Source organism: Deinococcus sp. YIM 134068 (assembly GCF_036543075.1).
Taxonomy (GTDB): Bacteria; Deinococcota; Deinococci; order Deinococcales; family Deinococcaceae; genus Deinococcus; species Deinococcus lichenicola.
On the sequence record NZ_JAZHPF010000036.1, the window covers coordinates 1 to 24,829 of the forward strand.

The following is a 24,829-nucleotide window of genomic DNA, read 5'->3' on the forward strand; positions in this document are numbered from 1 at the left end:
GGGATGTGGACGAGGCGCGGGACCGGGTGTTGATGGGACCCGAACGCCGCTCACTGGTGGTGAGGGAAGCGGACCGCAAGGTGACGGCATATCACGAGGTCGGGCACGCTCTCGCCGCTCAGCTCCTCCCGCACGCGAACCGGGTCGCCAAGCTCACGGTCGTTCCTCGCGGGCGGGCGGCGGGGTTCATGATGCCCGACGCCGACGACCGCCTGCACGTCACCCGCCCGGCGCTGGAGGACATGATCGCCGTGGCGCTGGCGGGCCGCGCCGCCGAGGAGGTCGTGTACGGCGAGGTGACGACGGGCGCACAGAACGACTTCCAGCAGGCGACGAACATCGCCCGCCGCATGGTGACGGAGTGGGGGATGAGCGGGCGACTGGGCAAGGTGGCCCTCGCCACCGATGACGGCAACTTCCTCGGCGGTGGCCCGCAGGCCCTCCCCATGAGCGAGGCGACCGCCTCCCTGGTGGACGAGGAGGTGCGCGCCCTCATCGACGCCGCCTACGCCCGCACCCTCTCCCTGATGCGCGAGTACCTCCACCGGATGCATGAGATCGTCGCCGTCCTGATGCGCCGCGAGACCCTGAGTGGTGAAGAGTTCTCCACCCTGCTCGCGGGCGGGACGCTGGAGGAATTGCCGCAGGCGGGCGGCGGCGGGCTGACGCCTCTGACGGCGTGAGTGGTCCGTGGGGGGTGGTGAGTGGGGGGTGGGCCGGTTCCACCCCCCACTCACCCCTTACTGTGACCGTTCCTCCTCTGGATCGCGCGTCTCGGCGGGCCTCACGGGGGCGTGAGTCCGGTCCTGCGTAGCGCGTGGGTCCCGGCCCTCCAGCGCCTCGCGGGTCAGCTTGAGTTCGATGGGTCCGGCCCCCAGCGTGATCTTGCGCTGCGGGAAGGGAATCTCGATCCCGGCCTCGTCCATCGCGATCTTGATGCGGCGGTTGAACTCGCGCCCGAGGGCGTACTGGCTCTTGGGCTGCACCTTGAAGAGGGCCTGCAACCGCACCCCGTCCGGCGTGAGTTGCGTGACGCCCTGCATCTCCGGTTCCTCCGTGAAGAAGGTGCTCCACTCCGGGTCCGTATGGAGTTCGCGGCCCACCGCCTCCAGCACCCGCAACGCATCGTCGATGTTCGCCGCGTAGGTCACGTCCACGGTGGCGACCACGCGCGACCAGTCCTTGCTGCTCACGCTGACGGTCAGGATTTGCCCGTTAGGGATGATGTGGACCGTGCCGTCGAGCGCCCGCAGGGCCGTGACGCGCAGGTTCAGCCGCTCCACACCGCCGCTCAGCCCGCCGTTGTTCACCGTGATCACGTCGCCGATCCCGTACTGGTCCTCCAGCAGGATGAAGAAGCCCGTGAACACGTCCTTGATGAGGCTCTGCGCGCCGAAGCCCACCGCGAGGCCGAGGACCGACACGCCCGCGAGGAGGCTCGTCGCGTTGACCCCCAGCGCCTGAAGCCCCGCGATGAGGCCGATCACCACCACAACGACCTTGAGGGTGCTCTCCACCACGCCCTTGAGCGTCTGGACGCGCACGGTGCGGCGGTTGAACTCCTCCTCCGGCACGATGCGCGAACTCAGCGATCCGATCAGGTTCCACGCGATAAGGGCGAGCGCCAGAATCACCACGACCTGCCCGGCGCTGTTGCGGAAGCCGCCTACGATGTCCTCGCCGAGGTCGAACAGGAAAGGCACGCTCGGCAGGTACGCGACCTGCGTGGCGACGGCGAGCCAGCCCACCGCCACCACGACCAGCCACAGCCACTTCAGCCCCGTCAGAAGCGGGCGGCGCACATGTGGCTCCAGGGCGCGCAAGAGCGTCCGTCCGAAGCGGTAGAGCGCGTAGGCGACGAGCAGGGTGAGGCCGAGGCCCAGCCACACCTGCGGTTTTTGGAGTTGAAAGGTCAGTTCGTCCAGCACCGGCCCAGCCTCTCACACGTCGCCGGGAGAACCGTTAGAGAACCTTGCCGGAGTGGGCGGGACAGACGGGGTGGACGATATTCCCTTCGCTGACAGGGAAGACGATAGAAGCTGTGTCTTTCTCCCTCCCCCCCGGTGGGAGAGGGCCGGGGTGAGGGGGCGACGTGACGACTCAGCCGCCCTTCCCCGCCTATCCCCCCTGCGGGGCCAGCGCCGCCTCCAGCCGCGCGATCAGGTTGGTCTCATGGGCGCGTGAGGCCCGCAGGAGGGCGTTCTTGACCGCCCTGGCATCCGCACTTCCGTGCCCGATGAAGGTCAGGCCGCGCACGCCGAGGAGGATGCTCGCCCCGTAGGTGCTGGGGTCCATCCGCTCGGCGAGGCCCCGCAATGCCCCGCGCACGAGGAAACCTCCCACCTTCGTCTTGAGACTGCTTCCCAATGCGTCGCGCACCCAGCCGAACAGCACCTTCGCCTCGCCCTCCGCGAGTTTGAGGACCACGTTACCCGTGAAGCCGTCCGTCACCACGATGTCGGTCGTGCCCGCGAAGATGTCCCGGCCCTCGACGTTGCCGTGGAAATTGACGCCCTTCCCGTTCAACTCACGCAGGAGCGCGTGCGCCTCCAGCACCATCTGGCTGCCCTTGTGGTCCTCCTCGCCGATGGAGAGCAGGCCCACGGTGGGGTCGGCCTGATCCTCCACGACCCGCAGGTACACGGTGGCGAGGCGTGCCCATTGAGCGAGGTAGGCGGGCTTCACGTCGGCGTTCGCGCCCACGTCGAGCAGGGTGACGAAGCCCTTCTTGCTTGGCAGGTGGGTGAGGATGGCGGGACGGTCCACGCCCTTCACGCGCCCCAGGGTGAACAGCGCCGAGGCCATCGTCGCGCCGCTGTGGCCCATGCTGACGGCGGCGGCGGCGCGGCCCTCCTTCACCAGCCGGGTGCAGACGTTGATGCTCGCCCCGGCGCGGCCCCGCACGTCGCTGGCGTGTTCGTCCATGCCGATCACGTCGGGCGCGTCCACCACGTCGATGGGCAGACTCACGCTCCCGGCGTGCTTGCCGAGTTCGCTGTGGAGCCGCACCCGCTCGCCGACGAGGAGGACGGGCACCCCCGCGCGGGCCGCCTGCACCGCTCCCGCCACGTTGGGCGCGGCCCCGTGGTCGCCGCCGACCGCATCGAGGGCGATAGGCAGGGCGGTCGTGGGGATGCCCGTGGTGGCGGGAGCGCCCTTAGCGGTCATCGGCGTCGGTCAGGGGGGCCGTCACGTAGTACGGGCGGCTCTCGGCCCCGCGCGTCTCGCCGCGCTGCTCGCTGGGCAGGCGGTAGCCGGGCCGCTCGACCTGCTCGCGGATGTCCTTGAAGTCCACGTAGGTGTCGGCGGCGTTCCGCAACTCGTAGCTCGTCATCTCCGGGATGCTCGCCACGATCACCCGCTTGCCGCGCGCCCGCAGCACCTCCACCGGGCGCTCGAAGTCGCCGTCGCCCGTCAGCAGCACCGCCGTGTCGTAGCGCGTGTCGGTGGTCAGCAGGTCGGTCACGATCTCGATGTCGAGGCTCGCCCGGCGCTGGGTGTCGCCGTGTTCGTCGGTGGACTCCCGCAGGGGCCGGGTCCGCACCGTGTAGCCCATGTAGGTCAGCGCGTCGATGAAGCGTTTCTGCTTGTCGTCCATCGGCAGGGGCACCGCCGTGTAGTAGAAGGCGTTGTGCAGCACGCCGTGGCCGCCGAAGTATTCCAGAATCTTGCGGTGGTCGAAGTTCCACCCCAGCCGCTTGGCCGCCGCGTACACGTTGGCACCGTCAATAAAGAGTGCAATCCGTTCCATCGTCATCCTGCCTTTCGCATCTGCCGCCGCTGAGGTGGGCGGACATGGGCCACAGGATAAGGGAGCACCGTCACTTCCCTCAATGCTCGTCTGGAGGGGCGGGGCACGGGGTCGCCCGTCGCCAGCTTCCAGCCGCCAGAAAGAGGGGCAGAACGCTTCAGGATTCCTCCACGCGCGGGCGCAGGCTTGAATCGTGTAACGCCTCCCACACCTCCGCGCGCAACCGGGCGAGGTGGACGCCGCCGTACTCGGCGGGCAGGCGGTCCAGATACGCCTCCGCCTTATGGAAGTTGCGGTGGGCGAGGCTGCCGTGGTGCCAGCGCTTGTGCAACGCGGCGGCGAGGAGGATCAGGGCCTGGATGAAGTGCCGCTCGTCGCCGCTCGCATGCATCCACGGTCCCTCCCAGGCCTCGTGCGCCTCCCACCACTCACCCGCGTCGAAGAGCCGGGCACCCGCCCTCAACTCCTCCCTCAGCCCCTCCATCATCCCCCCACCCTAGCGTTGAGTGGGCATGAACGGCGGGTTATCCACCGTCCATCTTCTCCCTATCCGCCCCCATCCCCCGGCGCTAGACTGTCCTCATGAAGCCTTTGGAACTTACGGACAGCAACTTCCGGGACGAGATCGGAAGCGGCCTGACTCTGGTCGACTTCTGGGCACCGTGGTGCGGTCCCTGCCGCATCATCGCCCCGGTCGTCGAGGAACTCGCCGGGCAGTACGAGGGCCGCGTCAAGGTCGGCAAGCTCAACGTGGACGACAACCCCGTTACCCAGGGCCAGTTCCGCGTCATGAGCATCCCCACCCTGATCCTCTTCAAGGACGGCCAGCCCGTCGAGGGCATGGTGGGTGCCCAGCCCAAGCGCGCCTTCGAGGCGTTGCTCGACAAGTACGCCGAGCCTGCCGCCGTCACGGCAAACTGAGCGCCGATTCTCTTGATGGGGCCGCCTCTTCCGGGGGTGGCTCTTTCGCATTGGGTCGGATGGTCTAACAGTCTGACAGTCTGACCGTCGAACCGCTCAAGGAGGTCTCTCTAGACGGTTTGACCGCCCCTAAAAGCGCGAGACCTCCGGCGGCGTCCAGGCGTGCAGGGCCTCGCCGAGCAGGATTTCGCCCTCCTCCCAGTCGCCGTGCCCGCTCGCCACGTTGATGTGGCCGACCTCGCCCGCTGAGACGAAGGCGGCGTCCCAGGCGTCGGCGAACGCCTCAGCCCGCTCGAAGCTCACGTAGGGATCGTTCTCGCTGGCGATGACGAGGGCCGGGAAGGGCAGCGGGGAGAGCGGCACGGGGGCGAGCTGCCGCACGGCGGGAGCCAGTTCTTCCATGTTCGCCTGTTCCGCGTCGGTCGGGCTGACGAGGAGGGCACCTCGCACCCGCTCATGCCCGCCGTACAACCGCGCCCAGTGGACGATGGTCAGCACGCCGCACGAGTGTCCGACGAGGACGAGTTCACCGGGCGTCGCCTCCACGACCTCCTGAAGCCGCGCCGTCCAACCCTCCGCCGTCGGTGCTTCGGGGTCATCCTGCCGCACGCGCGCGGCCCCGAACTTCTCGGTCCAGAGGGTGTTCCAATGGTCCGGGCCGCTGTCGCCCAGGCCGGGAACGATGACGAGGGTGGGGGTCATGGGGGGAAGGTATCAGCTTTCAGCGGTCAGCCGTCAGCCGTCAGCAAACAGAAAAACCCCGCCGAAGCGGGGCTGTGGGGCATGTCTGGACTCAGACGAGTTCGATCAATGCCATCGTCACGCCGTCGCCGCGCCGGGTGCCCACGCGCAGGATGCGGGTGTAGCCGCCGGGACGGTCGGCGTACTTGGGGGCCACCTCGTCCATCACCTTGCGGACCACGGCATTGTCGTGGATGTCGCGGGCGACGAGGCGGCGGGCGTGGAGGTCGCCACCCTTGGCGGTGGTGATCAGCTTCTCAACGTAGGGGCGCAGCTCTTTGGCCTTCGTGAGGGTCGTCTGGATGCGGCCCTCGCGCAGCAGCGCGGTCGCCTGGGCACGGGCCAGGGCGACGCGGGCGCTGCTGTTGCGGTTGAGCTTGCGACCGGCTTTGCCGTGACGCATGGGGTCTCCTTTGGGAAGCAGGCGCGGGCAGAGTTACCCGCGCACTGGAATTAGTCTCTGAGGGCCAGCCCGAACTGGGCGAGCTGCTGCTTGATCTCGTCGAGGCTGCGCTCGCCGATGCCGGGAACCTTCTTCAGGTCACGGTCACTCAGGGCGCACAGGGCGTCCACGCTGTCGATGCCTTCCTCCTTGAGGGAGTGCAGCACGCGGGTGGTCAGCCCCAGGCCCTCCAGCGTCACGCGGGGCGTGTCGAGGTCGGCGGGGTACGGCTGGGGGTTGATGCTCAGCTCCGGCTGCCGGGGCAGGTCGTACACACTCGGCAGGCTCGTCGGCGCGGCGGGCGTGTAGACGGGCTGCACGTCGGGCACGGTGACGGCGGGCAGCGTCTCCACGTTGCCGAACACCGTCAGCTCGTCGCGCAGAATCTCCACGGCCTTGTCGAGCGCGTCCTGCGGCCCGGTCGAGCCGTCGGTCCAGACGCGCAGGATCAGGCGGTCGAGGTCGGTCTGCTGGCCCACGCGGGTGTTCTCGACGTGGTAGGCGACGCGGCGCACGGGCGAGAACACGGCGTCCACCGGAATCGAGTTGATGCGGTCCTTCGTGGCGTGCTTGTCGGCGGGGACGTAGCCCTCGCCCTCCTCCACGCGCACCTCCATCACCAGCTTGCCGTCCTCGGCGAGGGTGGCGATGGTCAGGTCCGGGTTCACGATCTCGGCGTCACTAGGCACCTCGAAGGCACTCGCCCGCACCACGCCCTCACCCTGGGCACGCAGGGTCAGCGTCTTGGGGCCGGGCGCGTGGAACCTCACGACGAGTTCCTTGAGGTTGAGGATCAGGCGGATCACGTCCTCGCGGACGCCGGGGATGGTGGAGAACTCGTGCAGGACGTCCTCGATGTACACGCTGGTCACGGCGGTACCGGGAATCGAGGACATCAGGATGCGGCGAACGGGGTTCCCGATGGTGACCCCGTAGCCGCGCGTGAGCGGTTCGAGCACGAACTCGCCGTAATCGCCGTCGACGCGGGCTTTCAATTGGGGGCGCTTTTGGTCCATTGGGGCCTCCCTTAGCGCGAGTAATACTCGATGATGAAGTTCTCGTTGATCGGCAGCGCGAGGTCCTCACGCGCGGGCAGGCGCGAGAAGGTGCCGGTGAAGGTATCGGGGTTCAGCTCGATCCAGGGGCTGGTGCGGCGGCGCTTCTGCGCCTCCATGTTCTCCTGGATAAAGCCCATCTGGCGGCTCTTCTCGGAGACGCTGATCTCGTCACCGATCTTGACCCGGTACGAGGAGATGTCCACCTTCTTGCCGTTCACGAGGACATGCCCGTGCCCGACGAACTGCCGCGCCTGACGGCGGGTGGAGGCGAAGCCCATGCGGAAGACCACGTTGTCGAGGCGGCGCTCCAGCAGTTGCAGGAACACCGTGCCCGTCACGCCGGGAACGTTCGCCGCCTCCTCGAAGAGGTTGCGGAACTGCTTCTCGTTCATGCCGTACAGGCGGGCGAGCTTCTGCTTCTCACGCAGACGCACGCTGTAGTCGCTGGGACGGCCCCGGCCCCGGCGCTGGCCGTGCTGGCCGGGCGCGTAGGGGCGCTTGTCGAGGTACTTCTGGACTTTCTCGGTCTCCGCAAGGTTGATGCCCTCGCGGCGGCTGAGTTTGGTAATCGATCCACGAAAACGACCCATGTCTTGATTCTCCTTGCGGTGCGTGCCGGAGAGGGGCACGTCACCGGGTCAGGCGGCCCTCTGGTGCCCGTTCCCTCGCCGGTGGTGCGGCTTTCACGTCACGCTGGACGCGGCGGGAACGGGGCAGGTGGGCCGCTGCTGCGCCGTCTAGGCGCGGTGCTTCTTCTTGGGGCGGCAGCCGTTGTGAGGCACGGGGCTGTCGTCCATGATCGACTTGACCTCGATGCCGGACGCCTGAATCGCGCGGATCGCCTGCTCGCGGCCCGAGCCAGTGCCGCGCACGATCACGTCCACGATGTTCATGCCGAAGGTCTGCTGGGCCTTTTTCACCGCGTCGGCGGCGGCGAGCTGGGCCGCGTAGGGCGTGCCCTTCTTGCTGCCCTTGTAGCCGATGGTGCCGCCGCTCGACCACGCGACGGAGTTGCCGTCGAGGTCGGTGATCGTCACGATGGTGTTGTTGTAGCTCGCGTGGACGTACGCGCGGCCCGCGCTGATGTTGCGCCGGGCGCGGCGGGGGGTCTTGCCCTTGGTGGGTTTCGCCATGGCTTACTTCCTCGTCGCTTTCTTCTTGCCGGCGACGGTCTTGCGCGGTCCCTTGCGGGTGCGGGCGTTCGTCTTCGTGCGCTGGCCGCGCACGGGCAGGCCCCGGCGGTGACGCAGGCCCCGGTACGCACCGATATCCATCAGGCGCTTGATGTTCTGGCCGACCTCGCTTCGAAGGTCACCCTCGACCTTATAAGTGCGCTCGACCGCATCACGCAGGCTGCTCTGCTCAGACTCCGAGAGGTTCTTCACGCGGGTGTCGGGATTGATCCCGGTCTGCGCCAGAACTTCCTTCGAGCGGGTCAGGCCGATCCCGTAGATATAGGTCAGGGCGATCTCGACGCGCTTCTCGCGCGGAAGGTCCACACCGGCAACACGTGCCATGCTTAACCCTGCCTCTGCTTGTGCTTGACGTTGGTGCAGATGACCACGACGCGCCCATGACGGCGGATCACCTTGCAGTTGTCGCACATCCTCTTGACACTGCTCCGAACTTTCATGCTTCCTCCTCGCAGCCGCCTCACGTCGCCGCCCATCATGGCGGCGCGCCCGGCAGCGCTCGACCCCCCACCTCTCCCGGCGGGGAATCTGTTGGGTACCCCGGCCCGAAACGGTTACTTGCGGTAGACGATGCGCCCGCGCGACGTGTCGTACGGACTGATCTCCAGAACCACGCGGTCCCCCGGCAGAATCCGGATGTAATGAATCCGCATCTTGCCGCTGATGTACGCCAGAATGTCGTGCCCGGTATCGAGCTTCACCCGGAACGTGGTGTTCGGCAGCGCCTCTTCGACCACGCCCTCCGCCCGCACAGTGTCGGACTCTTCCTTCTTACGCTTCTCCCGCTGTTCCGGCATCCTTCGTCTTGCCACGCAACCTCCCGGCCTGATACAAGCCAAAGGAGAAGTTAGCACGGCGGCCCGGAAAGAGGCAAGCGCAGGTGACAGTTCGGGTGTGGGTCCTCCCGTTCTGAGGACGTGGAAGGGCCACCGCCGGGCCAGCCGCCCCCCTCCCTCCTGACCGCCCCGGCAGACGTTACCCTGCCCCCATGTTCCGCCGCGACCCGCTCCGTCAGGCCCTGCGTGAGATGGGCGATGTGTTCGGCACGGACGTGGGCGCTGCGCGGCCCCTCGTGCGCGCAGCGCTGCGGCGGGGTGGAGTGATCGGCGCGGTGCGGAACGGTCGGGTGGTCGTAGTCAGCCTCGGTGGGGTGCCGCGTGACGGCCTCTTCGAGCTGGCGAGCGTGACCAAACCCTTCACGGCGGCGCTGGCGGACGCGCTCGTGCGGGCGGGGCGGCTGGAGTGGGACGCGCCCCTCGCGCGGCTGGGGGGACCTTTGCGCGGCTTCCCGGCCTTCGTGACGCCGCGCGCCCTCGCCACCCACACGGCGGGCCTGCCCACGCACCCGGCCCGCGTGGTGGTGACGACCTTCACCCGCTTTCAGGACCCCTACGGCGGGATGAGCGCGGGGGACGCCCTGGCGAGCGCGCGGCGGTGGGCAAGTCGGCGGGCAGCGGGCCGCTTCGCGTACTCGAACCTGGGGATGGGCGTCCTCGCGCTGGCCCTCGCGCACGCGGCGGGCGAGACGATGGACGCGGCGGGCTTTGGTCGGGCACTCGCGCGCCACGTCACCGGGCCGCTGGGGCTGGCGGACGTGTCGCTCACGCCGGACCCCGCCCGGCTTGTGGCTCCCACCTCCACCCTCCTCGGCGCGGGCGTCACGGGCTTCGGGCCGCTCGTGGGGGCGGGCGGGCTGTTCGGGACGGCGGCGGACCTGCTGGCCTTCGCCGCAGCTCACGTGGGAGGGCAGACGGGCGAGGAGTGGCGCACCCTCACCCGGCCCCCCGGCCTCCCCCCGCACGCGGACGGCGTGGCCCCCGGCTGGTTCGGGACACGCGGCGTGTGGTGGCATGACGGTGTGGCGCGCGGCACCCGCACGGCCCTCGCCCTGCGCCCGGAGGACGGCGCGGCGGTGGTCCTCCTCGCGCGGGGCGGCCTGCCGCTGGCGGGGGGGCGGGGAGCGGTGCTGGGGAGCGTGCTGGCGATATTGAGCGAGAGGGATGAGGCGTTAGGCATTAGGAAGCGCCCCCCTCACCCCCAACTCCTAACGCCTCACCTCTCTCAAGGCACCAGCCACGTCACCGCCCGCGCGTCGTTCAGGTCGCTCAGCAGGAGGGTCGCCTGCCAGTTGCCCTGCCCCAGCCCGTACACGGTGTCGTAGCTCGTGAGGGTGGTGCGGGTCAGGGCGTAGAGCCTGCCGTCGAGGGCGAAGCTCACGTCGCGCAGTTCGGCGATGTTGGCGACGAAGACGGCGCTCGTTCGTACGCCGTCCCACACGCGCAAAGGCTCGCTGCTCGCGCCCGAGAGGGTCGTGTCGCGCCAAGCGGCGAAGAGGTTGGACCCGCCGCCCGTGCTCGCGCCCGTCCACAGTCGGTCCACCCGGCCACTCCCGAAGGCGCTCACGGTGCGGGCCGCGTCGGGCACGCCGAGGTCACTGAGCGGCTGAATGCCCGTGTCCGTCGCGGCGTAGATCGTGCTCCCCTGCGGCGCGAGGTCACGGATGGCGGGGGTGGTGATGGGCGTGCTGTATTCGGCCACGAGGTCCCCGGTGTTCTCCTGCGCCACCCGGATCGTCTCACTGCCCCCGCCGAGCGCGGGCCGGGCCACCACCCCGATGTTTCCGATCACGGCGATGCGGATGGGCGGCGTGTCGGCTGTGATAATGGGTGGCGTGAAGACGGGCAAGATCGCCGTCCAGACCAGCGTGCCGTCAATGCGGTACAAGGCGAGTTGCTGGAGGCCGTCTGTGACATCACAGTCGTTGAGGGTGAGCAGGCGGTCGCGCAGGGCGCTGAAGGCCGTCGTCGTCAGGCATGTCTGCGCGAAGGGCAGGGTGGCGAAGGCCACGGGACCCGCGATGTTCACGTCCCGGCTCTCGATGCCCGCCCGCAGGGTCAGCGCGAGGCGGGTGCCGCCGGGCAGGGTGTCGAGCGCCACGCCGTCCGTCACGCTCACGGACACGTCCGGGTCGGGGGTGGTGCCCGTGTCCCCGGTCGTTACCGTCCGCACGGTGGCCCCGCCGTCGGTCAGCACGGCGAGCCGCAACGTGACGGCCCCCTCGTCGGTGCCGGTGCAGGCGGCGAGCAGGCCGGGAAGGAGCAGGGCGAGGGCCAGGGGGCGGAAGCGGGGTCGGGTCATGGGGTGGGCCTCCGGGGAAAGAGGAGTGCGTGTCAGAGGGGCGGCGTTGGAAGCTGCGAGCGAACAGGCTTTGACAGGTTGTCAGGCTGGGTTCTGGGGAGCCAGGCCCGCTCACCCCCACCCGGCCTCCCCCCTCAAGGGGAAGGGGCAAAAGAAGTGGCCCCCATCTTCGTATGGTCGTCCACCAAGAACCTCATCCGTCCTTCGCTGGCGGCTGGAAGCTGGCTGCTCCTCACGGCAGCAGCGGCACATTGAACCCGTCCCCGGTCAGGTCGAACAGCGGGTAGGTGTTGCTGCCCGGCAGACCGATGGCGAGGCGGTAACGGCGCAGGCTCATGTCGATCTCGGCCTGGAGCGACCAGCAGCAGCGGTCGATGGTCAGCCCGATCACGGGCGCGAGGGGCGAGGGATTGACGCGCTCGCCAGCCTGCCACGTCAGCGTCTGGCGCAGGCTGGCGGTGAGGTACGCGCCGGGCTTCGGGCCGTTGCCGAGAGCGAGGCCGAAGCGCAGGGGGTCGAGGATCAGGGTGTCGGTCGCCACATCGTCGGGGAAGGTGCCCGTGCGGGTGCGGGTGTACACGGCGCGGCCCGACAGGGAGGTGCGGGTGCCGAACTGCCAGTCGGCGTTGAGGTCGGCGCGGCTGAGTTCCAGGCGCGTCTGGTCGAGACCGGGCGTGTTGACCACGGCGGCGAGGGCGAGGCTCTGGCCGGGGCGGGTGGCGCGCAGGCTCGCGGAGACGTTGGGGCGCGTCCAGCTCTGGCGGCGCAGGTCGTAGGGGCCGCCGTAGGTCAGTTGCCAGTTCGTCGCCAGCCCCACGGTGCCCACCCCGAAGGTGACGGTGCCGCTCTCCCGCACGGTGTCCGGTTGCTCCAGCGCGAGGTCGTGGGCGGCGGTGAGGCTGTAGGCCCCCCGCCACGTCAGCGCGTAGCTCCCGGTGATGCGCGGCGTGAGGATGTTCAGGTTCTCGCGGGCGGTGAAGGTGATGGGGTTGAGCACCGCGTCGGCGGTCGTCGTCAGGCTCGCCTCGAAACCCACGCTGCTCAGGCGGGGCGTGTCGATGTCGTGGGAGGCGTAGACGCTGAAGTTGTTCGTCCGCACGTCGTCGGTGACGGTCGCGCGCACGGTGAAGGGTTCGTAGCCCCCCGTGCGGCTGTAGCTCCCGCTCGCCGTGAGGGTGAGGTCGGGCGCGGGCCAGCGGGAACTCCGCGTCGCGGTCTCGGGTCGGGCGGGGACGGCGGGACTCTCCGGTGTGGCGGGCCGGGCCGGGAGCGCGGGCGTCACCGTCACCCGGTCCGCGTTCGGGTCGCTCAGGGTCACGTTGAAGGCCGCGTTCTCCAGCTCGCGGGTGCCGAAGTTGTACGCGAGCGAGGAGGTCACGTTCAAGGGCAGGCGGTTCACGTTCAGCCGGAAGGCGGCGGGGAGTTGCAGGCTGGCGGGCAGGATCAGGTCGTGGGTGTACGACACGCCGAAGGTCACGTCCCGCACGGGCACGGTCGTCAGGTCGAGGGTCAGCGGCGCGCTCAGGCGGCGGCCCCCCAGCGCGTCGAAGGCGAAGGGGCTGGTGCCCTCCAGTCGGAAATAGTTGGAGCGGACCCGCAGCGTGTTCGTGTCGTTGAAGCGCTGGTTGAGTTCCACGCCGAGGTTGAGGTCCACCGTCCGCGCGCCCGTCCCGTAGTAGCGCCCGGTGAAGGTGTTCGTCAGCGCGAGGTCGGCGTTCGTCCAGGGCCGCGCGGCGAAGGCGAGGGCGTGCTGCTCCTCCAGCCGGGTGGTGGTGATGTTGATGCCCTCCGCCGCCGCACTGCGCGAGAGCGGGTTGCTTGCCCCCGTGTAGCGCCCCGCCGTCACCTTGAAGTCGGCGCTGAAGCCCCCCTGCGTGTAGGGCTTAGGATCGAGCACGACCTCCGGCTCCTTGAGGGGCGTGGTGAGCGCGGTCGTCGGCTCGGGGCCGTAGCGGTCGATGTAGTTGAGGGCCGCCGTGAAGAGGGGGTACTCCACGTTCGCCCCGAAGGTGACGCGCGTGACGCCGCGCTCCGGGTCGGCCTCCGTGCGCCCGATGTCGTTGCGGAGGACGTTGAGTGAATAATCGAGGTCCCGCACCGCGAGCGTGAGGGGGATGCGGCCCCGCGCGGTGAGGTCGAGGTCTATGTCATAGCCGAGCTGCTGCGTCCCGTCCGACGCGAAGGGCTTGGGCTGCGCGAGCGTGTACAGGTCGAGGCGGTCGAGGAAGGGCAGCGGCGCGTAGGAGCGCAGGCTCACCCCGAAGCCGACGCTGGGGTTGCGGTTCTCGTAGTAGCGAAAGAGCGTCGTGCCCAGGGTGCTCGCGCCCACGCTGAAGGGGAGGTCGGCCTCGATCCTCACGCCGTCCGGGTCGCCGGTGCCGATCAGGAGCCGGGGCTGGCGCTCGGGGTCGTTCAGCGGCAGCACCACGACGGGCAGGTACAGGACGGGGAAGTCGGCGAGGAGGAGTTGCGCCCGGTAGGCGATCAGGCGGTCGCCGGGATACACGATCAGCCGCTCGGCGCGGAAGGCGTAGTCGTTCGGCGTGCGCCCGCACTTCGCGCAGGGGGTGAAGTACCCACCCGAGGCGCGCAGTTGCCCCGGCACGCGCTCCACCTGCTGCCCGCGAATCTCGATGTCCGCGTCGCTGATGAGCACGTCCTCGCCCGTCAGTTGCTCCCCGGCAAGGTCCACGACGAGGTTCTCGCCCGTGAGGGTCTGCCCGTCCGCCGCCGTGCGGTAGGTCGCCGCCCCGATCAGCGTGAGGGTGCGGCGGGTGCGGTTGTACTCCACCCGGACCGCGCGCACCACGTCCTCGTCCACCCGCAGCTCGACCTGCGCGCCGTTCTCGCCGCCCGTGATGACGACGAGTTCCTGCTCGTCCACCCGCCGCAGTTCCAGCGTCTGCGCCTGCACGATCCGCACGGTGCGCGCCGCCGCCTCACCGAGCGCGGACAGCCCCAGCAACGAGGCAACGGCGAGGAGAGCGCCGCGCCGTCTCCCCTCCCCACGGCGGAAGAGGCGGCTGGCGGCCTTACTCGGCATGGGAGCCGGTGGAAGCAAAGAGAGGTGAAGGGGTAGTCAGATCAGCGCGTGTCTGGGAGGTTGCCCAGAGGCTCGCAACGATGATGTGTTGCCCCTCCCCCCTTGTGGGGGAGGCTGGGAGGGGGGAACCGAAGCGCCATCCGAGCGCACTCAGCCCTTCGTCCCACGCCTTCTCCGTCGGCAGCGGACGCACCCCCGCCAGCACGGGCCGTCCTCCCCCCCCACCCGCCAGCAGTCCCAAACTCGTGCCCGGATAGTAGAAGCCGAGAATCTGCGGATGGTTCATCCCCTGCCGCGCGAGGCCGAGCGCCCCGTATTGGGAGAGGCCGACCCCGTGCCCGGCCCCGAACCCCTCCACGACGAGCGGCGTGCCCGGACCGACCGGGCCGCTCAGGGTCGCTCGGCTGCTCGCCCCACCGAGGGCGCGGATGAAGGCCCCCGCATTCGCCCCGGCGAGGCGGGCCGTCCCGCCCGTGCCCGTGAACGTGACCTCCTGCGCCCGGCCCGACTCGCTCGCGCGGGTGACGCGCACCGCCGTCAGCGTGCCGACACGGACCCGGTAGCGCGCGGCGACCTCGCCCACGCGGACCGCGCCGACCTCTACTCGCCAGCGGGCACGCGGCCCCCCCGTCGAATGCGGGTCCGGGCGGGCGGTGAGGTACGGCAGGTCCCGGCCCCAGACCTCGGCGCTCGACGCCGTGAAGCCCCCCGAATCGCTGGAGAAGTGCGTGCTCGCGGGCCGTCCCCCGTACACCACGACCTCCCCGGCGGTCGCGCGAATGGCCGCGTCGGTGGCCGGGCGCTCGGCGCTGACGCCCCGGTAGACCTGGCAGGTCTCGGTGGCGCAGGTGTCGTAAGGCAGGGCCGGGTTCACCCGCGCGGCGACGTAAGTGCGGGCAATCACGGCCTGAGCGGCGAGGGCGGCGGCGGGCCACGAGGGGGGCATCTCGGCGGGCACCACCCCGCGCAGGTAATCCTCCACGTCCACCACGTTGATGCCCTGCACGGTCCCGCGCTCGGAGCGCAGCAGCACGCCGCCCCGGTACGCCCGCCCGCCGATCTCCACCACATTGCCCGGCGCGGGCGGCAGGTACAGGGTCGCGCTCCCCGCGTCCACCCCATTGAGGGTGAGATTTGCCCCACGTGCCCCCACCGTCCACACATTGTTCACGGGCACCGGGTTGACGGGCACGGGCGCGGCGGGCGGCGGCACGGGCGGTGGCGGGGCGAGGGGAACGGGCGCGGCGGGAGCAGGGGCGAGGGGGACCCGGAAGCCGGGCACGGGCAGAGTCGGGGTGAGGCCGAGGCCGAGGGGACGGGCGGGGACGGGTGCCGGGGGCAGGGGCGCGGGCGTCACGGGCGTCGCCGGGGCTGCCGCCACCGCAGGCACAGGCGCAGCCGTGGGCACGCGCACGGCGAGTTGTGGGCCGCTCGCCACGAGCACCCGCACATCCAGCGCCCCCGCACCCGACCCGAGCGCCAGCGCAAGCATCAAAAGCCGCATTGCCCCGCGAGTATACGCAGCCTCCTCTGTACGGGGCCTGACAGGAGCGTGAGAGCGGGCACACGTTGGGGGGAGCAGCCAGCGGCCAGCGGCCAGCCGCCAGCAGAAGGGAGGCCGTGGACTGCCAGCAGTTGGGCCTTTTGACTCCTCCCCCCTTGCGGGGGAGGCCGGGTGGGGGGTGGCAGGCCCCGCCTGCCCAGCGCACTCCAAACTCCAGAACCCTCCAGACGCCATCATGCGTTCCATGACGGGGCGGGCAAAGGCGACGGGGCGCGTGTGGGCACACGTCGGGCAGACGTTTGTGGAGCGGGAGTACGACGTGGTGATTCTTGGCGCGGGGCGGATGGGGGCCGCGTGTGCCCTCTTCCTGCGCCGCCTCGCCCCCGGCCTGCGCCTCCTGCTCGCGGAGCGCGGCGGTCTTCCGAACGAGGAGGGGGCGACGATCCTCGCGCCGGGCGTGTGGACGGGGCTGGACGTGCCGCCGGGCCGCGAGCGGGAGGCCGTGTGGGACCGCAGCCAGCTTGAGCGCGAGTTGAACGACGTGCAGTTCCAGCCCCGCTCCCTATTGGATTTCTACGCGGCGGAGGGGGAAGGGCGCGTTCCCACCGCCGACCTGCTCGCCCACTTCCCGGACCTGGCCGACGTGGTTGATCCCCACGCCCTCCCCTTTGCGCGGGTGGACGAGGACGCCGCCACCTACCGCCCCGGCTCGGTCGCCCTCGCGTGTGGGCAGGGGGCGGTGCGTGCCGGGGCCGACCTCCTCCTCAACACCCACGCGGCCTTGATCCCCGGCGGCGTGTGTCTGGAGCGCCTGACCGTCACGAACACGCACGAGGTCGTCACCCACGAGACGCACGAGGTCCGTGCCGGGGTGGTGATCGTGGCGCTGGGGGCGGAGGGACCACACGCCGCCGAACACGATCTGGGGGCGCACACGGGGCACGGACGGGCGTACCGGCAGTCACCGCGCCTGAACGTCCCGACCACCGACGCCACCCCAACCCTGCGCGCGGGCGGCCTGACCCTGCGTCCGCAGAACGGCGGCTTCACGCTGGTTCCACCCATCCATCACCGGGACCCACACGGGTATGTCCCCGTCGGTGGGCGGCTGACCGGCGTGCCCGTCGGCGTGCGGCGCGAGACGCTGGAGGACCTGATCGGCCTGATGGACGCTCTGCCCGCCCTCGCCACGGGGGCACTGGAGGTGGGCCGCAGCCTCGCCGACGTGCCCGGCGCGTGGGTCGCCCTGCCGGGGGGCCGCGCGGACACTCCGCCCACCCACGAGGAGGTCGCGCCCGGCGTTCATCTCCTGCTCGGCGGGCCGCTCGCCGACACGCTGGGGATGGCGGTGGCGTATGACCTCGCGGCGCGGGTGGCGGGGGTGGAGGGGAGGCCGTGGGAGAGGTGAGGGATGAGGGTGAGGGGTTAGGACAGCTCGGCCTCAGCCGCTCCTTCTCTTCATCCCGTCCCATGAGGCGAAAAGCCTGTCCGTGTCCCTCCCACCGTGTGTCCTCAGCATTCATGGAACGAGGCAGCGGCTTTGAGCATCAGCCAACCTGCCTTCCAGCACCTCCCGTCAATCCAGAAACGCCACGAAGCGGGCACCCGGTGCCTCGTTCTCGGTATTCATGAGGACGCGGTGCCAGCCGGGGAGGCGCAGGGTCGCGTGGTCGGGGTGGCGGACCTCGCCGCGCACGTAGAGTTCGGGGTCGCGGACCCGCGTTTCCCAGGCCCACGTCCGGGCGTTCGGGGTGCGCTCCAACAGCCGCGCGTGTTCGGCGGGCGTGAGAGGGCGGCGGTGGCGGCGGGAGACGTACACGACCTCGCCACCCAGCCGGGCCGCCTCGGCGCAGCGGTGGGGCTGGCTGCCGGGGCCACGCTGGAGGGGTTCGTCCCGCCGCACCCGCTCGGCGGGCACCATAAGGCTGGGGACGGGCACGAAGAACCACTCGCCCTGCCGCAGCGAGGCGGCGTTGTGGCGGCGCAGACGGTGGCGGGACCGCACGCACAGCCGCTCCTCGTGGGCGCGGACGGCGGCGGGCTTGAGCGCCCCCATCGCGGTGATCACGTCGCGGACGCCCTCGCCGGGCACGGCGGCTGTGAAGAGGTGCCGCTCGTCGAAGCCGCACAGGAACTTGTCCTTGCGCCCGTCGGTGCGGGCCATCAGGAGCAGTTGCCGCAGCTCGGGGCGCACGTCGAGCACGCTCAATTCGGGCGGGTCGTCGGGGAGGCGGACGAGGAAATGCTCGCCGTGGCGGTCGCGGTCCACATCGATGGAGAAGGAGGGGCGGAGGAAGCGGCCCGCGCTGGGGGCCGGGGCGACCTTGACGCGCTGATCAAGCCGCGCGAAGGACCGCTCCAGGCCGGGAAGACTGACCATAGGAACCTCGGAGGGAAGGGGTGGGGGACGGGAAGGGGTGGGGGACGGGAAGGGCTGCGGACTCGCTTTTCGACTCATGGGAACACCTCCGGGGCTGGATTTCCTGCGTCCCCAGGGTAGGCAAAGGGACGGGCACCCCACATGCGCTGCATGGCGGGCACCCGGCTGGATGAATTGGCGGAGGGGCGTCAGCCGCCGAGTGCCGCTCCCAGCAGTTCGGCAACCACCTTCGGGTCGGCCTTCCCGCCCGTGGCGCGCATGACCTGACCGGTGAAGAAGCCCATCAGCCCCGTCTTGCCGCCCCGGTACGCGGCCACCTTATCGGGGTTGGCGTCCATGACCTCGCGGATGGCGGCCTCGAGGGCACCCGTGTCCGTCACGACGCGCAGGCCCTCGCGCTCGACGATGGCGGCGGGGGCCTCGCCCGACCCGGCGGCGCGGACGAGCACATCTTTGGCGATGCGGGTGCTGATCTGCCCGCCCGCGAGCAGGCCCGCGAGCGCGGGGAGGTCGGCGGCCCGGATGCGGCTCTCGCCGGCGCGCAGGGCAGGGGCGAGATCGTTCACGGTCCACCCGGCGATCTGCGCGGCGTGTTCGCCCGCATTTGCCTCCGCGAAGAACGCGCCCAGCACCGCGTCCCGCGCCAGCGTCCGCGCCTCGGCCTCGGCCACGCCCCCAGCGGTGAGGCGGGCGACCTCGGCCTCCTGCCCGGCGGTGAGGGGCTGTGGGGAGTGGGGAGTGGGCTGTGGAGCGTCGACCTTCGCCACCGGCTTCTCCGCCCTCGGCCCTCCGCCTTCGGCCTTCTGCTCCCTCCCCCACGTGTCCTTCAAGGTGATGATGCGCCCGAACACCAGCGCGTCCTCCCGGCTGTCCACCGGATCGCGCCAGAAGTACCCCTGCCGCTCGAACTGGTAGCGGGTGTCCGCCGGGTCGCCCGCCACGCTCGGCTCGACGTACCCGCGCGTCACGCGCAGGCTGTGCGGGTTGAGGAAGCGCAGGAATCCGGCGTCCACGGGCGCGGCCTCGTTCTCGTGGCTCATCCGTTCGGGGTCGAAGGGCGGGGCGATGTCGTCGGGGTTCTCGCCCTCGGGGTGGGGCACGCGGAAGAGGCGGTCGTACAGGCGGAACTCGGCGGGGAGGGCGTGCGCGGCGCTGACCCAGTGGACGACCCCGGCGGCCTTCGCCTCCTCACCGAGCAGGGTCGCCTGAATGGTCGTCACCTGCCCGGCGTCGTCCGTCTCGAACGAGTCGGCCCGGATGATTCCGGCCCCGCGCAGACGCACCGTACCGCCCACCGTGAGGCGCTTGTACCCCTTGGGCGGCTCGGGGTTGAAGTCCTCGCGCTCGATGTACAGCTCGCGGGTGAGGGGCACGTCGCGCACGGCCTGTTCGGGGGCCACCCGTTCACCCGTCGGCAGGGCCACGAGGCCGTCCGGCGAGTCGCGGATCACGTCATGCGGCCAGTAGGGGAGGGAGAGGGTGCGCGTCTCCCCTGCCGGAACGTTCCCGATCACCACGCGCACGGGGTCGAGGACGGCCATCACGCGGGGGGCGCGGTGGTTGAGGTCGTCGCGCACGGCGTTCTCGTACACGGCGATGTCCACGGTGCGGTTCGTGCGGCTCACCCCGATGCCCGAGGCGAAGGCGCGCACGGCCTCCGGCGTCACGCCGAGCCGCCGCTGGGCGCGCAGGGTGGGCATCCGGGGGTCGTCCCAGCCGCTCACCACACCCCCCTGCACGAGCTGGCGGAGCTTGCGCTTGCTGACCACCGTGTATTCCAGACTGCGCCGCCCGAACTCGTACTGGTGGGGGCGCGGCGAAAAGCCCAGCGTCTCCATCAGCCAGTCGTAGATCGCCCGGTTGTCCACGAACTCCAGGCTGCACATGGAATGGGTCACACCCTCCAGCGCGTCCTGAAGCGGGTGCTGGAAGTCGTACATGGGGTAGATGCACCACTCATCGCCCGCCCGGTAGTGCGTGGCGCGCAGGATGCGGTAGAGCACCGGGTCGCGCAGCTTCATGTTGGGGGAGGCGAGGTCGATCTTCGCACGCAGGACGTGGGCACCGTCGGGGAACTCGCCCGCGCGCATCCGCCGGAAGAGGTCGAGGTTCTCCCCCACGGAGCGGTCGCGGTACGGGCTGGGCGTGCCCGCCTCGGTGGCGCTGCCGCGCAGGCGGGCCATCTCCTCGCCGCTCACGGAATCCACGTAGGCCCGGCCCATCTCGATCAGGCGCTCGGCGTACCCGTAGTACCGCCCGAAGTTATCCGAGGCGTAGTAGAGGTTCGGCCCCCAGTCCCAGCCCAGCCACGCGAGGTCGTCCTGAATGCCCTGCGCGAACTCCTCGCTCTCACCTTCCGGGTTGGTGTCGTCCAGCCGCAGGTGGTAGCGGCCCCCGTACTGCACGGCGGTCTGGAAGTCGAGGAACGACGCGAAGGTGTGCCCCAGGTGCAGATAGCCGTTCGGCTCGGGCGGAAAGCGGGTCACGACCCCTGGGTACTTGCCAGCCGAGAGGTCGCGCTCGATGACTTCCGTGATGAAATTGGGGGCGACGCGGGGAACGGTGCCCGCCGTGTCCCCGCCCGTGGTGCTGTCTGGCCCGGTCATTGGGGTCAGGATAGCGCCGTCCCCCCACGCCTCACGGTGACGGGGGCAGTCCGGCGCTACGGTGCCCCGCATGACCCGCACCACCCCCTCCCCCGTGACCGTCCGCCGCGTCACCGACCCCGCCGACCCGGCCCTGGAGGCGTTCGGCCACATTCAGGAGGCGAGCTACTACGCCCCCGACATGCTCATCCCGCCGGGGGTCTTTCCGCACCTCGTCGCCGGGCGGGGTGGGCGCGAGGACCGCATCCTGGTCGCCGAGGACGAGGCGGGTGCCGTGCTGGGCGGCACGGTGTATCACCTGCTGCCACGGGCGGGCTTCAGCTCCTTCGTTGCGGTCTCGCCCGCCGCACGGGGCCGGGGGGTCGCCCGCGCCATTCACCGCGCCAAGCTGGGGGAGGTGCGGGCGCGGGGGCTGGCCGGACTCTTCGCCGACAGCGTGTTCGCCGGGCGGCAGGACACCGAGGCCCGCGTGGCGGAGGCCCGCGTCGGCACCGATCCGCTCGCCCGCCGCCGTGCGCTACACGCGCTGGGCTACCGCACCGTGGACGCACCGTACTGGCAACCCGTCGGCGGCCCGGACGGCAGCCCCCTCACCGACCTCGACCTCCTCTTCCACCCGCTGGACGGCGGAGACACGGTGGAGACGGCACTAGTGACGGAAACGCTGCGCGCCTACTGGGACGCCTGGCTGGGGAGGAAGAGGGCCGCAAGGGAGGCCGCTGCCCTCACCGAACGGGCGGGCCACCCCGACGCGCTCGCGCTGCTGTCCGCGACGCAGACGCCGAGGTACTGGAGGAGGTGAAGGAGGGGCAAAAGAAAAACACCGCCCGAGACGGTGTTCCTCTATGGTGGAGGCTAAGAGATTCGAACTCTTGACCCTCCGCTTGCAAAGCGGATGCTCTCCCGCTGAGCTAAGCCCCCTCAGCGCACGCAGGCTAGCAGAGGCCGGGGAGCGAGGCAAGGCGTAGGCCAGAGCGCGGACGGTCGGCGCTGGGCGACCCCGTTAGCATGTCGCCCATGTTCCGCCGCCGCCCTCCCCTGCCCCCCTTCCCACCGGGTGCCCTGCTCGTGGGCGGGGCGGCCCGCGACTGGCTGCGCGGCGTGGCCCCCAAGGACTTCGACTGGGCGACCCCCGACCCCGAGGGCGCGGCGCGGGCATTGGCGGGGGAGGTGGGCGGGTCGGCCTTCCCACTGGACGAGGAGCGCGGCTACTGGCGTGTCCACGCCCCGGACGGGGTGCAACATGACCTTGTTCCGCTGCCGGACGACGTGACGGACGACCTGCGGCGGCGCGACTTCACGGTGAACGCGCTGGCGCTGACGGCGGCGGGGCAGGTGATCGACCCCACGGGCGGGCGGGCGGACCTGCGTGCGCGGCGGCTGCGGATGGTCTCGGCGGCGAACCTGTGGGACGACCCGTTGCGGGCGTGGCGAGCGGTGCGGTTCGAGGTCACGCTCGGCTTCCGGCTGGAGGCGGGGACGGGGGCGGCGGTGCGGGAGGTCGCGGCGGAACTGGCGGCAGGCCAACTGCCCATGCCCGCGCCGGAGCGCACCCGCGACGAGATGCACGCCCTCCTCGGCCACCCGGACGCGGCGCGCGGGGTGCTGCGGCTCGAAGCCCTCGGCCTGCTCGCCCTCACTCTGCCGGAACTGCGGGAGGGCAGCGGGGTCACGCAGGGCGGCTTCCACCACCTCGACGTATTCGGGCATGGGGTGGAGGCGCTGCATCAGCTCCTCGCCCGCTTCCCGGACGCGAGCCTCCCCCTGCGCTGGGCAACGCTGCTGCACGACGTGGGCAAGCCGCGCGCCCAGGGCGTGAATCCGAGATCGGGCCGCACCACCTTCTACGACCACGACAAGCTCGGGGCGGCGCTGACCGGGCAGATTCTGACGCGGTTGCGGTTGCCCTCAGCTCAGGTCGAGCGGGCCGCCGCCCTCGTGCGGGCGCACATGGCTCCACTCCCGGCGGACGAGCGGGAGGCCCGGCGCTTCGTTCACCGCCGCCGCGACCTCCTGCCCGACCTGCTGCGGCTGATGCTCGCCGACCGGGAGGCCGCGCGTGGGCCGGACAGCCATCCCGCCATCCGCCACGCCTACGCCGCCGCGTTTGCCAGGGTGCTCGCGGCGCTGGAGGAAAGGCCCACCGCCCCGCCGCCCCTCCTCACGGGCGAGGACGTGATGAAACTACTCGGTATTCCCCCCGGCCCCGCCGTCGGACAGGCACTCCGGGAGGTGGCGGAGGCGCAGGCGCTCGGCGAGGTGAACTCCTCCGAGGAAGCCCGCGCCCTGCTCCTCGCCCGCGCCTCACAGGAGAACCGGGTCCCCTGACCCTTTTTGACAACCGTCCCCCGGCGACTCCTCCCCACCCTGTCAGTTTTCCGTAGGGTCCGCCCCGTATGCTGCCGGGCGATGAATCCCCCCGTGCCCCACCCCGTCACCCCCGAGTGGGTCAAGGATGCCGTCTTCTACCAGATTTTCCCCGACCGCTTCGCCCGCAGCGGGCGCGTCACCGGCCTGAATCTTCAGGAGTGGGGCGACAAACCGCACTTCCACAACTATATGGGCGGCGACCTGTGGGGCGTGGTGGACCACCTCGATCATATCCAGTCCCTCGGCGTGAACGCCATCTACTTCTGCCCGGTGTTCCAGTCGGCCAGCAACCACCGCTACCACACCCACGACTACTCCCGGGTGGACCCCATGCTCGGCGGCGACGAGGCGTTGCGCGTCCTGATCGACGAGGCGCACGCGCGGGGCATCCGGGTGGTGCTGGACGGGGTGTTCAACCACGCGAGCCGGGGCTTTTTCCAGTTCAACGACCTGCTGGAGCAGGGGGAGGCGAGCGCGTACCGCGACTGGTTCCACGTCTCCTCCTGGCCGCTGCACGCCTACGAGGACGCGCGGCCCGCCGGGTATCAGGCGTGGTGGGGCAACCGGGCGCTGCCGAAGTTCAACACGAACACCCCCGCCGTCCGCGACTTTCTATGGGACGTGGCCGAATACTGGACGCGCTTCGGCATCGACGGCTGGCGGCTGGACGTGCCCAACGAGATCGACGACGACGAGTTCTGGCGGGAGTTCCGCCGCCGGGTCAAGGGGGTCAACCCGGACGCCTACATCGTCGGTGAAATCTGGGGCGACGCCCACCGCTGGCTCGCCGGGGACCAGTTCGACGCGGTGATGAACTACCACTTCACCCGGCCCTGCCTCGCCTTTTTCGGGGCGCGGACGCTCGACCACCCCATGAACGAGAGGAGCGGCACGGGACGCGTGGACCCGATGGACGCCGCCGCCTTCGCCCGCCGCATGAGCGACGTGACGCGCATGTATCACCCCGATATCGTGGCCGCGCAGCTCAACCTGCTCGACTCGCACGACACGGCCCGCTACCTCACCGCCGTGGGCGGCGACGCGACCGCCTCCCGTCTCGCCACCGTCTTTCAGATGACGTACCTGGGTGCCCCGTGCATCTACTACGGCGACGAGGTGGGACTGCCCGGCGGCCCCGACCCCGACTGCCGCCGCGCCTTCCCCTGGCACGACGAGGCGAGCTGGGACCGCGAGACGCTGAGGCTGACGCGCACCCTTACCGCCGCCCGTCACGCTTCGGAGGCCCTGCGGCGCGGAAGTTTTCACGTCACCCACGCGCAGGGCGACCACCTCGTCTTCGTGCGCGGGCATGAGGGCGGAAACGCCCACGTCGCCCTCAACTGCGGCTTCGACCCCGCCCGCCTCCCTCTGGCCGACGTTCAGCCGGGCAATTACCGGGATGCGCTCACGGGGCGGACGTATGAGTTGAGTGGTCAGACTGACATAGAGGTTCCGGCGCGTGGGGCGGTGGTGCTGGTTCGGGCATGAAGGGAAATTGACGGCAGCTTTTTTGGAGGCTCTGCCCGCTCACCCCCACCCGACCTCCCCCCTTGTGACGCTTGATGTGCAATGAGAGGAGGTGAACAACGGACGGTGCGAGCATCTGTCAGAACAGGTTGTGACCCCAGTTCTCGATGCCCAGACCGTCCTGACGACACTGTACTGCCTGATTGACGATACCC

Annotated in this window: 24 protein-coding genes and 1 tRNA gene; 7 read left to right on the forward strand and 18 right to left on the reverse strand. The window is 70.5% G+C overall.

Annotation, left to right across the window (positions count from 1 at the left end; all coding sequences use genetic code 11):
• Nucleotides 1-683 (forward strand): ATP-dependent metallopeptidase FtsH/Yme1/Tma family protein (locus V3W47_RS18760; RefSeq protein WP_503623872.1); only part of this gene is annotated, 683 nt, incomplete at its 5' end.
• Between the two features lie 57 nt (nucleotides 684-740).
• On the opposite strand, the gene V3W47_RS18765 is transcribed toward V3W47_RS18760, so the two are convergent.
• From V3W47_RS18765 to V3W47_RS18780, 4 genes are all read right to left on the reverse strand, one after another.
• A complete protein-coding gene (locus tag V3W47_RS18765; protein ID WP_331826765.1) occupies nucleotides 741-1,928 on the reverse strand; it encodes a mechanosensitive ion channel family protein in 1,188 nt (395 codons plus the stop codon).
• 190 nt (nucleotides 1,929-2,118) lie between these two features.
• The gene (plsX, locus tag V3W47_RS18770; RefSeq protein WP_331826766.1) at nucleotides 2,119-3,168 is read right to left on the reverse strand and encodes a phosphate acyltransferase PlsX; all 1,050 of its coding nucleotides are present in this window, start codon (nucleotides 3,166-3,168) and stop codon (nucleotides 2,119-2,121) included.
• Nucleotides 3,158-3,751, reverse strand: coding sequence for a LabA-like NYN domain-containing protein (locus tag V3W47_RS18775; RefSeq protein WP_331826767.1), 594 nt, complete (start codon nucleotides 3,749-3,751; stop codon nucleotides 3,158-3,160). Before V3W47_RS18775 ends, plsX begins: the two co-directional genes overlap by 11 nt.
• Nucleotides 3,752-3,908: 157 nt before the next feature.
• Nucleotides 3,909-4,238 carry a DUF309 domain-containing protein gene (locus V3W47_RS18780; protein WP_331826768.1) on the reverse strand — a complete coding sequence of 110 codons (330 nt, stop codon included), beginning with the start codon at nucleotides 4,236-4,238 and terminating at the stop codon, nucleotides 3,909-3,911.
• Nucleotides 4,239-4,333: 95 nt separating this feature from the next.
• Between V3W47_RS18780 and trxA the strand changes: the two genes are divergently transcribed.
• Nucleotides 4,334-4,672: a thioredoxin gene (trxA, locus tag V3W47_RS18785; RefSeq protein ID WP_331826769.1), complete on the forward strand. Its 339-nt coding sequence runs from the start codon at nucleotides 4,334-4,336 to the stop codon at nucleotides 4,670-4,672.
• Between the two features lie 129 nt (nucleotides 4,673-4,801).
• Here trxA and V3W47_RS18790 read toward each other — a convergent pair whose 3' ends face one another.
• The 8 genes from V3W47_RS18790 to infA all read right to left on the reverse strand — a co-directional run bounded on the left by V3W47_RS18790 (nucleotide 4,802) and on the right by infA (nucleotide 8,903).
• Complete coding sequence (locus V3W47_RS18790; RefSeq protein WP_331826770.1) at nucleotides 4,802-5,374, reverse strand: alpha/beta hydrolase; 573 nt, start codon at nucleotides 5,372-5,374, stop codon at nucleotides 4,802-4,804.
• A 91-nt stretch (nucleotides 5,375-5,465) separates the two neighbouring features.
• A complete protein-coding gene (gene rplQ / locus V3W47_RS18795) occupies nucleotides 5,466-5,816 on the reverse strand; it encodes a 50S ribosomal protein L17 (protein ID WP_331826771.1) in 351 nt (116 codons plus the stop codon).
• 50 nt (nucleotides 5,817-5,866) lie between these two features.
• A complete protein-coding gene (locus V3W47_RS18800) occupies nucleotides 5,867-6,871 on the reverse strand; it encodes a DNA-directed RNA polymerase subunit alpha (RefSeq protein WP_331826772.1) in 1,005 nt (334 codons plus the stop codon).
• Nucleotides 6,872-6,882: 11 nt separating this feature from the next.
• Nucleotides 6,883-7,503 carry a 30S ribosomal protein S4 gene (gene rpsD, locus V3W47_RS18805; RefSeq protein ID WP_331826773.1) on the reverse strand — a complete coding sequence of 207 codons (621 nt, stop codon included), beginning with the start codon at nucleotides 7,501-7,503 and terminating at the stop codon, nucleotides 6,883-6,885.
• A 147-nt stretch (nucleotides 7,504-7,650) separates the two neighbouring features.
• Nucleotides 7,651-8,046: a 30S ribosomal protein S11 gene (gene rpsK / locus V3W47_RS18810; RefSeq protein ID WP_331826774.1), complete on the reverse strand. Its 396-nt coding sequence runs from the start codon at nucleotides 8,044-8,046 to the stop codon at nucleotides 7,651-7,653.
• A 3-nt stretch (nucleotides 8,047-8,049) separates the two neighbouring features.
• The gene (gene rpsM, locus V3W47_RS18815; protein WP_331826775.1) at nucleotides 8,050-8,430 is read right to left on the reverse strand and encodes a 30S ribosomal protein S13; all 381 of its coding nucleotides are present in this window, start codon (nucleotides 8,428-8,430) and stop codon (nucleotides 8,050-8,052) included.
• Nucleotides 8,431-8,432: 2 nt separating this feature from the next.
• Nucleotides 8,433-8,546: a 50S ribosomal protein L36 gene (gene rpmJ / locus V3W47_RS18820; protein ID WP_102127891.1), complete on the reverse strand. Its 114-nt coding sequence runs from the start codon at nucleotides 8,544-8,546 to the stop codon at nucleotides 8,433-8,435.
• A gap of 114 nt (nucleotides 8,547-8,660) precedes the next feature.
• On the reverse strand, nucleotides 8,661-8,903 hold the full coding sequence (infA, locus tag V3W47_RS18825) for a translation initiation factor IF-1 (protein WP_019588656.1): 243 nt from the start codon (nucleotides 8,901-8,903) through the stop codon (nucleotides 8,661-8,663).
• A gap of 191 nt (nucleotides 8,904-9,094) precedes the next feature.
• Between infA and V3W47_RS18830 the strand changes: the two genes are divergently transcribed.
• Nucleotides 9,095-10,267 (forward strand): serine hydrolase domain-containing protein, encoded by a 1,173-nt coding sequence (locus V3W47_RS18830; protein ID WP_331826776.1) that lies wholly within the window; start codon nucleotides 9,095-9,097, stop codon nucleotides 10,265-10,267.
• Here V3W47_RS18830 and V3W47_RS18835 read toward each other — a convergent pair.
• The 3 genes from V3W47_RS18835 to V3W47_RS18845 form a co-directional block, all read right to left on the reverse strand.
• Nucleotides 10,168-11,244, reverse strand: coding sequence for a hypothetical protein (locus tag V3W47_RS18835; protein WP_331826777.1), 1,077 nt, complete (start codon nucleotides 11,242-11,244; stop codon nucleotides 10,168-10,170). The genes V3W47_RS18830 and V3W47_RS18835 overlap by 100 nt on opposite strands.
• Nucleotides 11,245-11,476: 232 nt before the next feature.
• Nucleotides 11,477-14,287 carry an LPS-assembly protein LptD gene (locus V3W47_RS18840; protein WP_331826778.1) on the reverse strand — a complete coding sequence of 937 codons (2,811 nt, stop codon included), beginning with the start codon at nucleotides 14,285-14,287 and terminating at the stop codon, nucleotides 11,477-11,479.
• Nucleotides 14,277-15,791 carry a SpoIID/LytB domain-containing protein gene (locus V3W47_RS18845; protein ID WP_331826779.1) on the reverse strand — a complete coding sequence of 505 codons (1,515 nt, stop codon included), beginning with the start codon at nucleotides 15,789-15,791 and terminating at the stop codon, nucleotides 14,277-14,279. Before V3W47_RS18845 ends, V3W47_RS18840 begins: the two co-directional genes overlap by 11 nt.
• Before the next feature lie 244 nt (nucleotides 15,792-16,035).
• Here V3W47_RS18845 and V3W47_RS18850 point away from each other — a divergent pair, with 244 nt between their 5' ends.
• The gene (locus tag V3W47_RS18850; protein WP_331826780.1) at nucleotides 16,036-17,199 is read left to right on the forward strand and encodes an FAD-dependent oxidoreductase; all 1,164 of its coding nucleotides are present in this window, start codon (nucleotides 16,036-16,038) and stop codon (nucleotides 17,197-17,199) included.
• Nucleotides 17,200-17,367: 168 nt separating this feature from the next.
• Here V3W47_RS18850 and V3W47_RS18855 read toward each other — a convergent pair whose 3' ends face one another.
• Both V3W47_RS18855 and V3W47_RS18860 read right to left on the reverse strand, forming a co-directional pair.
• Nucleotides 17,368-18,171 (reverse strand): hypothetical protein, encoded by an 804-nt coding sequence (locus V3W47_RS18855; protein WP_331826781.1) that lies wholly within the window; start codon nucleotides 18,169-18,171, stop codon nucleotides 17,368-17,370.
• 188 nt (nucleotides 18,172-18,359) lie between these two features.
• Nucleotides 18,360-20,777, reverse strand: coding sequence for a glutamine--tRNA ligase/YqeY domain fusion protein (locus V3W47_RS18860; protein ID WP_331826782.1), 2,418 nt, complete (start codon nucleotides 20,775-20,777; stop codon nucleotides 18,360-18,362).
• 70 nt (nucleotides 20,778-20,847) lie between these two features.
• Here V3W47_RS18860 and V3W47_RS18865 point away from each other — a divergent pair, with 70 nt between their 5' ends.
• A complete protein-coding gene (locus V3W47_RS18865; RefSeq protein WP_331826783.1) occupies nucleotides 20,848-21,579 on the forward strand; it encodes a GNAT family N-acetyltransferase in 732 nt (243 codons plus the stop codon).
• 44 nt (nucleotides 21,580-21,623) lie between these two features.
• Here the strand turns inward: V3W47_RS18865 and V3W47_RS18870 are convergent.
• Nucleotides 21,624-21,698 (reverse strand) — tRNA-Ala (locus V3W47_RS18870).
• A gap of 96 nt (nucleotides 21,699-21,794) precedes the next feature.
• Between V3W47_RS18870 and V3W47_RS18875 the strand changes: the two genes are divergently transcribed.
• Nucleotides 21,795-23,105, forward strand: coding sequence for an HD domain-containing protein (locus V3W47_RS18875; protein ID WP_331826784.1), 1,311 nt, complete (start codon nucleotides 21,795-21,797; stop codon nucleotides 23,103-23,105).
• Between the two features lie 81 nt (nucleotides 23,106-23,186).
• Nucleotides 23,187-24,635: a glycoside hydrolase family 13 protein gene (locus V3W47_RS18880; protein ID WP_331826785.1), complete on the forward strand. Its 1,449-nt coding sequence runs from the start codon at nucleotides 23,187-23,189 to the stop codon at nucleotides 24,633-24,635.
• The last annotated feature ends 194 nt before the right edge of the window (nucleotides 24,636-24,829 follow it).

Coding starts and splice junctions, on each gene's coding strand:
- V3W47_RS18860 (WP_331826782.1), bottom strand. CDS start 20,777: ATGACCGGGCCAGACAGCACCACGGGCGGGGACACGGCGGGCACCGTT.
- V3W47_RS18855 (WP_331826781.1), bottom strand. CDS start 18,171: ATGGTCAGTCTTCCCGGCCTGGAGCGGTCCTTCGCGCGGCTTGATCAG.
- rpmJ (WP_102127891.1), bottom strand. CDS start 8,546: ATGAAAGTTCGGAGCAGTGTCAAGAGGATGTGCGACAACTGCAAGGTG.
- rpsM (WP_331826775.1), bottom strand. CDS start 8,430: ATGGCACGTGTTGCCGGTGTGGACCTTCCGCGCGAGAAGCGCGTCGAG.
- V3W47_RS18845 (WP_331826779.1), bottom strand. CDS start 15,791: ATGCGGCTTTTGATGCTTGCGCTGGCGCTCGGGTCGGGTGCGGGGGCG.
- trxA (WP_331826769.1), top strand. CDS start 4,334: ATGAAGCCTTTGGAACTTACGGACAGCAACTTCCGGGACGAGATCGGA.
- rplQ (WP_331826771.1), bottom strand. CDS start 5,816: ATGCGTCACGGCAAAGCCGGTCGCAAGCTCAACCGCAACAGCAGCGCC.
- infA (WP_019588656.1), bottom strand. CDS start 8,903: ATGCCGGAACAGCGGGAGAAGCGTAAGAAGGAAGAGTCCGACACTGTG.
- V3W47_RS18790 (WP_331826770.1), bottom strand. CDS start 5,374: ATGACCCCCACCCTCGTCATCGTTCCCGGCCTGGGCGACAGCGGCCCG.
- plsX (WP_331826766.1), bottom strand. CDS start 3,168: ATGACCGCTAAGGGCGCTCCCGCCACCACGGGCATCCCCACGACCGCC.
- V3W47_RS18800 (WP_331826772.1), bottom strand. CDS start 6,871: ATGGACCAAAAGCGCCCCCAATTGAAAGCCCGCGTCGACGGCGATTAC.
- V3W47_RS18840 (WP_331826778.1), bottom strand. CDS start 14,287: ATGCCGAGTAAGGCCGCCAGCCGCCTCTTCCGCCGTGGGGAGGGGAGA.
- V3W47_RS18880 (WP_331826785.1), top strand. CDS start 23,187: ATGAATCCCCCCGTGCCCCACCCCGTCACCCCCGAGTGGGTCAAGGAT.
- rpsK (WP_331826774.1), bottom strand. CDS start 8,046: ATGGCGAAACCCACCAAGGGCAAGACCCCCCGCCGCGCCCGGCGCAAC.
- V3W47_RS18875 (WP_331826784.1), top strand. CDS start 21,795: ATGTTCCGCCGCCGCCCTCCCCTGCCCCCCTTCCCACCGGGTGCCCTG.
- V3W47_RS18830 (WP_331826776.1), top strand. CDS start 9,095: ATGTTCCGCCGCGACCCGCTCCGTCAGGCCCTGCGTGAGATGGGCGAT.
- V3W47_RS18780 (WP_331826768.1), bottom strand. CDS start 4,238: ATGATGGAGGGGCTGAGGGAGGAGTTGAGGGCGGGTGCCCGGCTCTTC.
- V3W47_RS18835 (WP_331826777.1), bottom strand. CDS start 11,244: ATGACCCGACCCCGCTTCCGCCCCCTGGCCCTCGCCCTGCTCCTTCCC.
- V3W47_RS18850 (WP_331826780.1), top strand. CDS start 16,036: ATGACGGGGCGGGCAAAGGCGACGGGGCGCGTGTGGGCACACGTCGGG.
- rpsD (WP_331826773.1), bottom strand. CDS start 7,503: ATGGGTCGTTTTCGTGGATCGATTACCAAACTCAGCCGCCGCGAGGGC.
- V3W47_RS18865 (WP_331826783.1), top strand. CDS start 20,848: ATGACCCGCACCACCCCCTCCCCCGTGACCGTCCGCCGCGTCACCGAC.
- V3W47_RS18775 (WP_331826767.1), bottom strand. CDS start 3,751: ATGGAACGGATTGCACTCTTTATTGACGGTGCCAACGTGTACGCGGCG.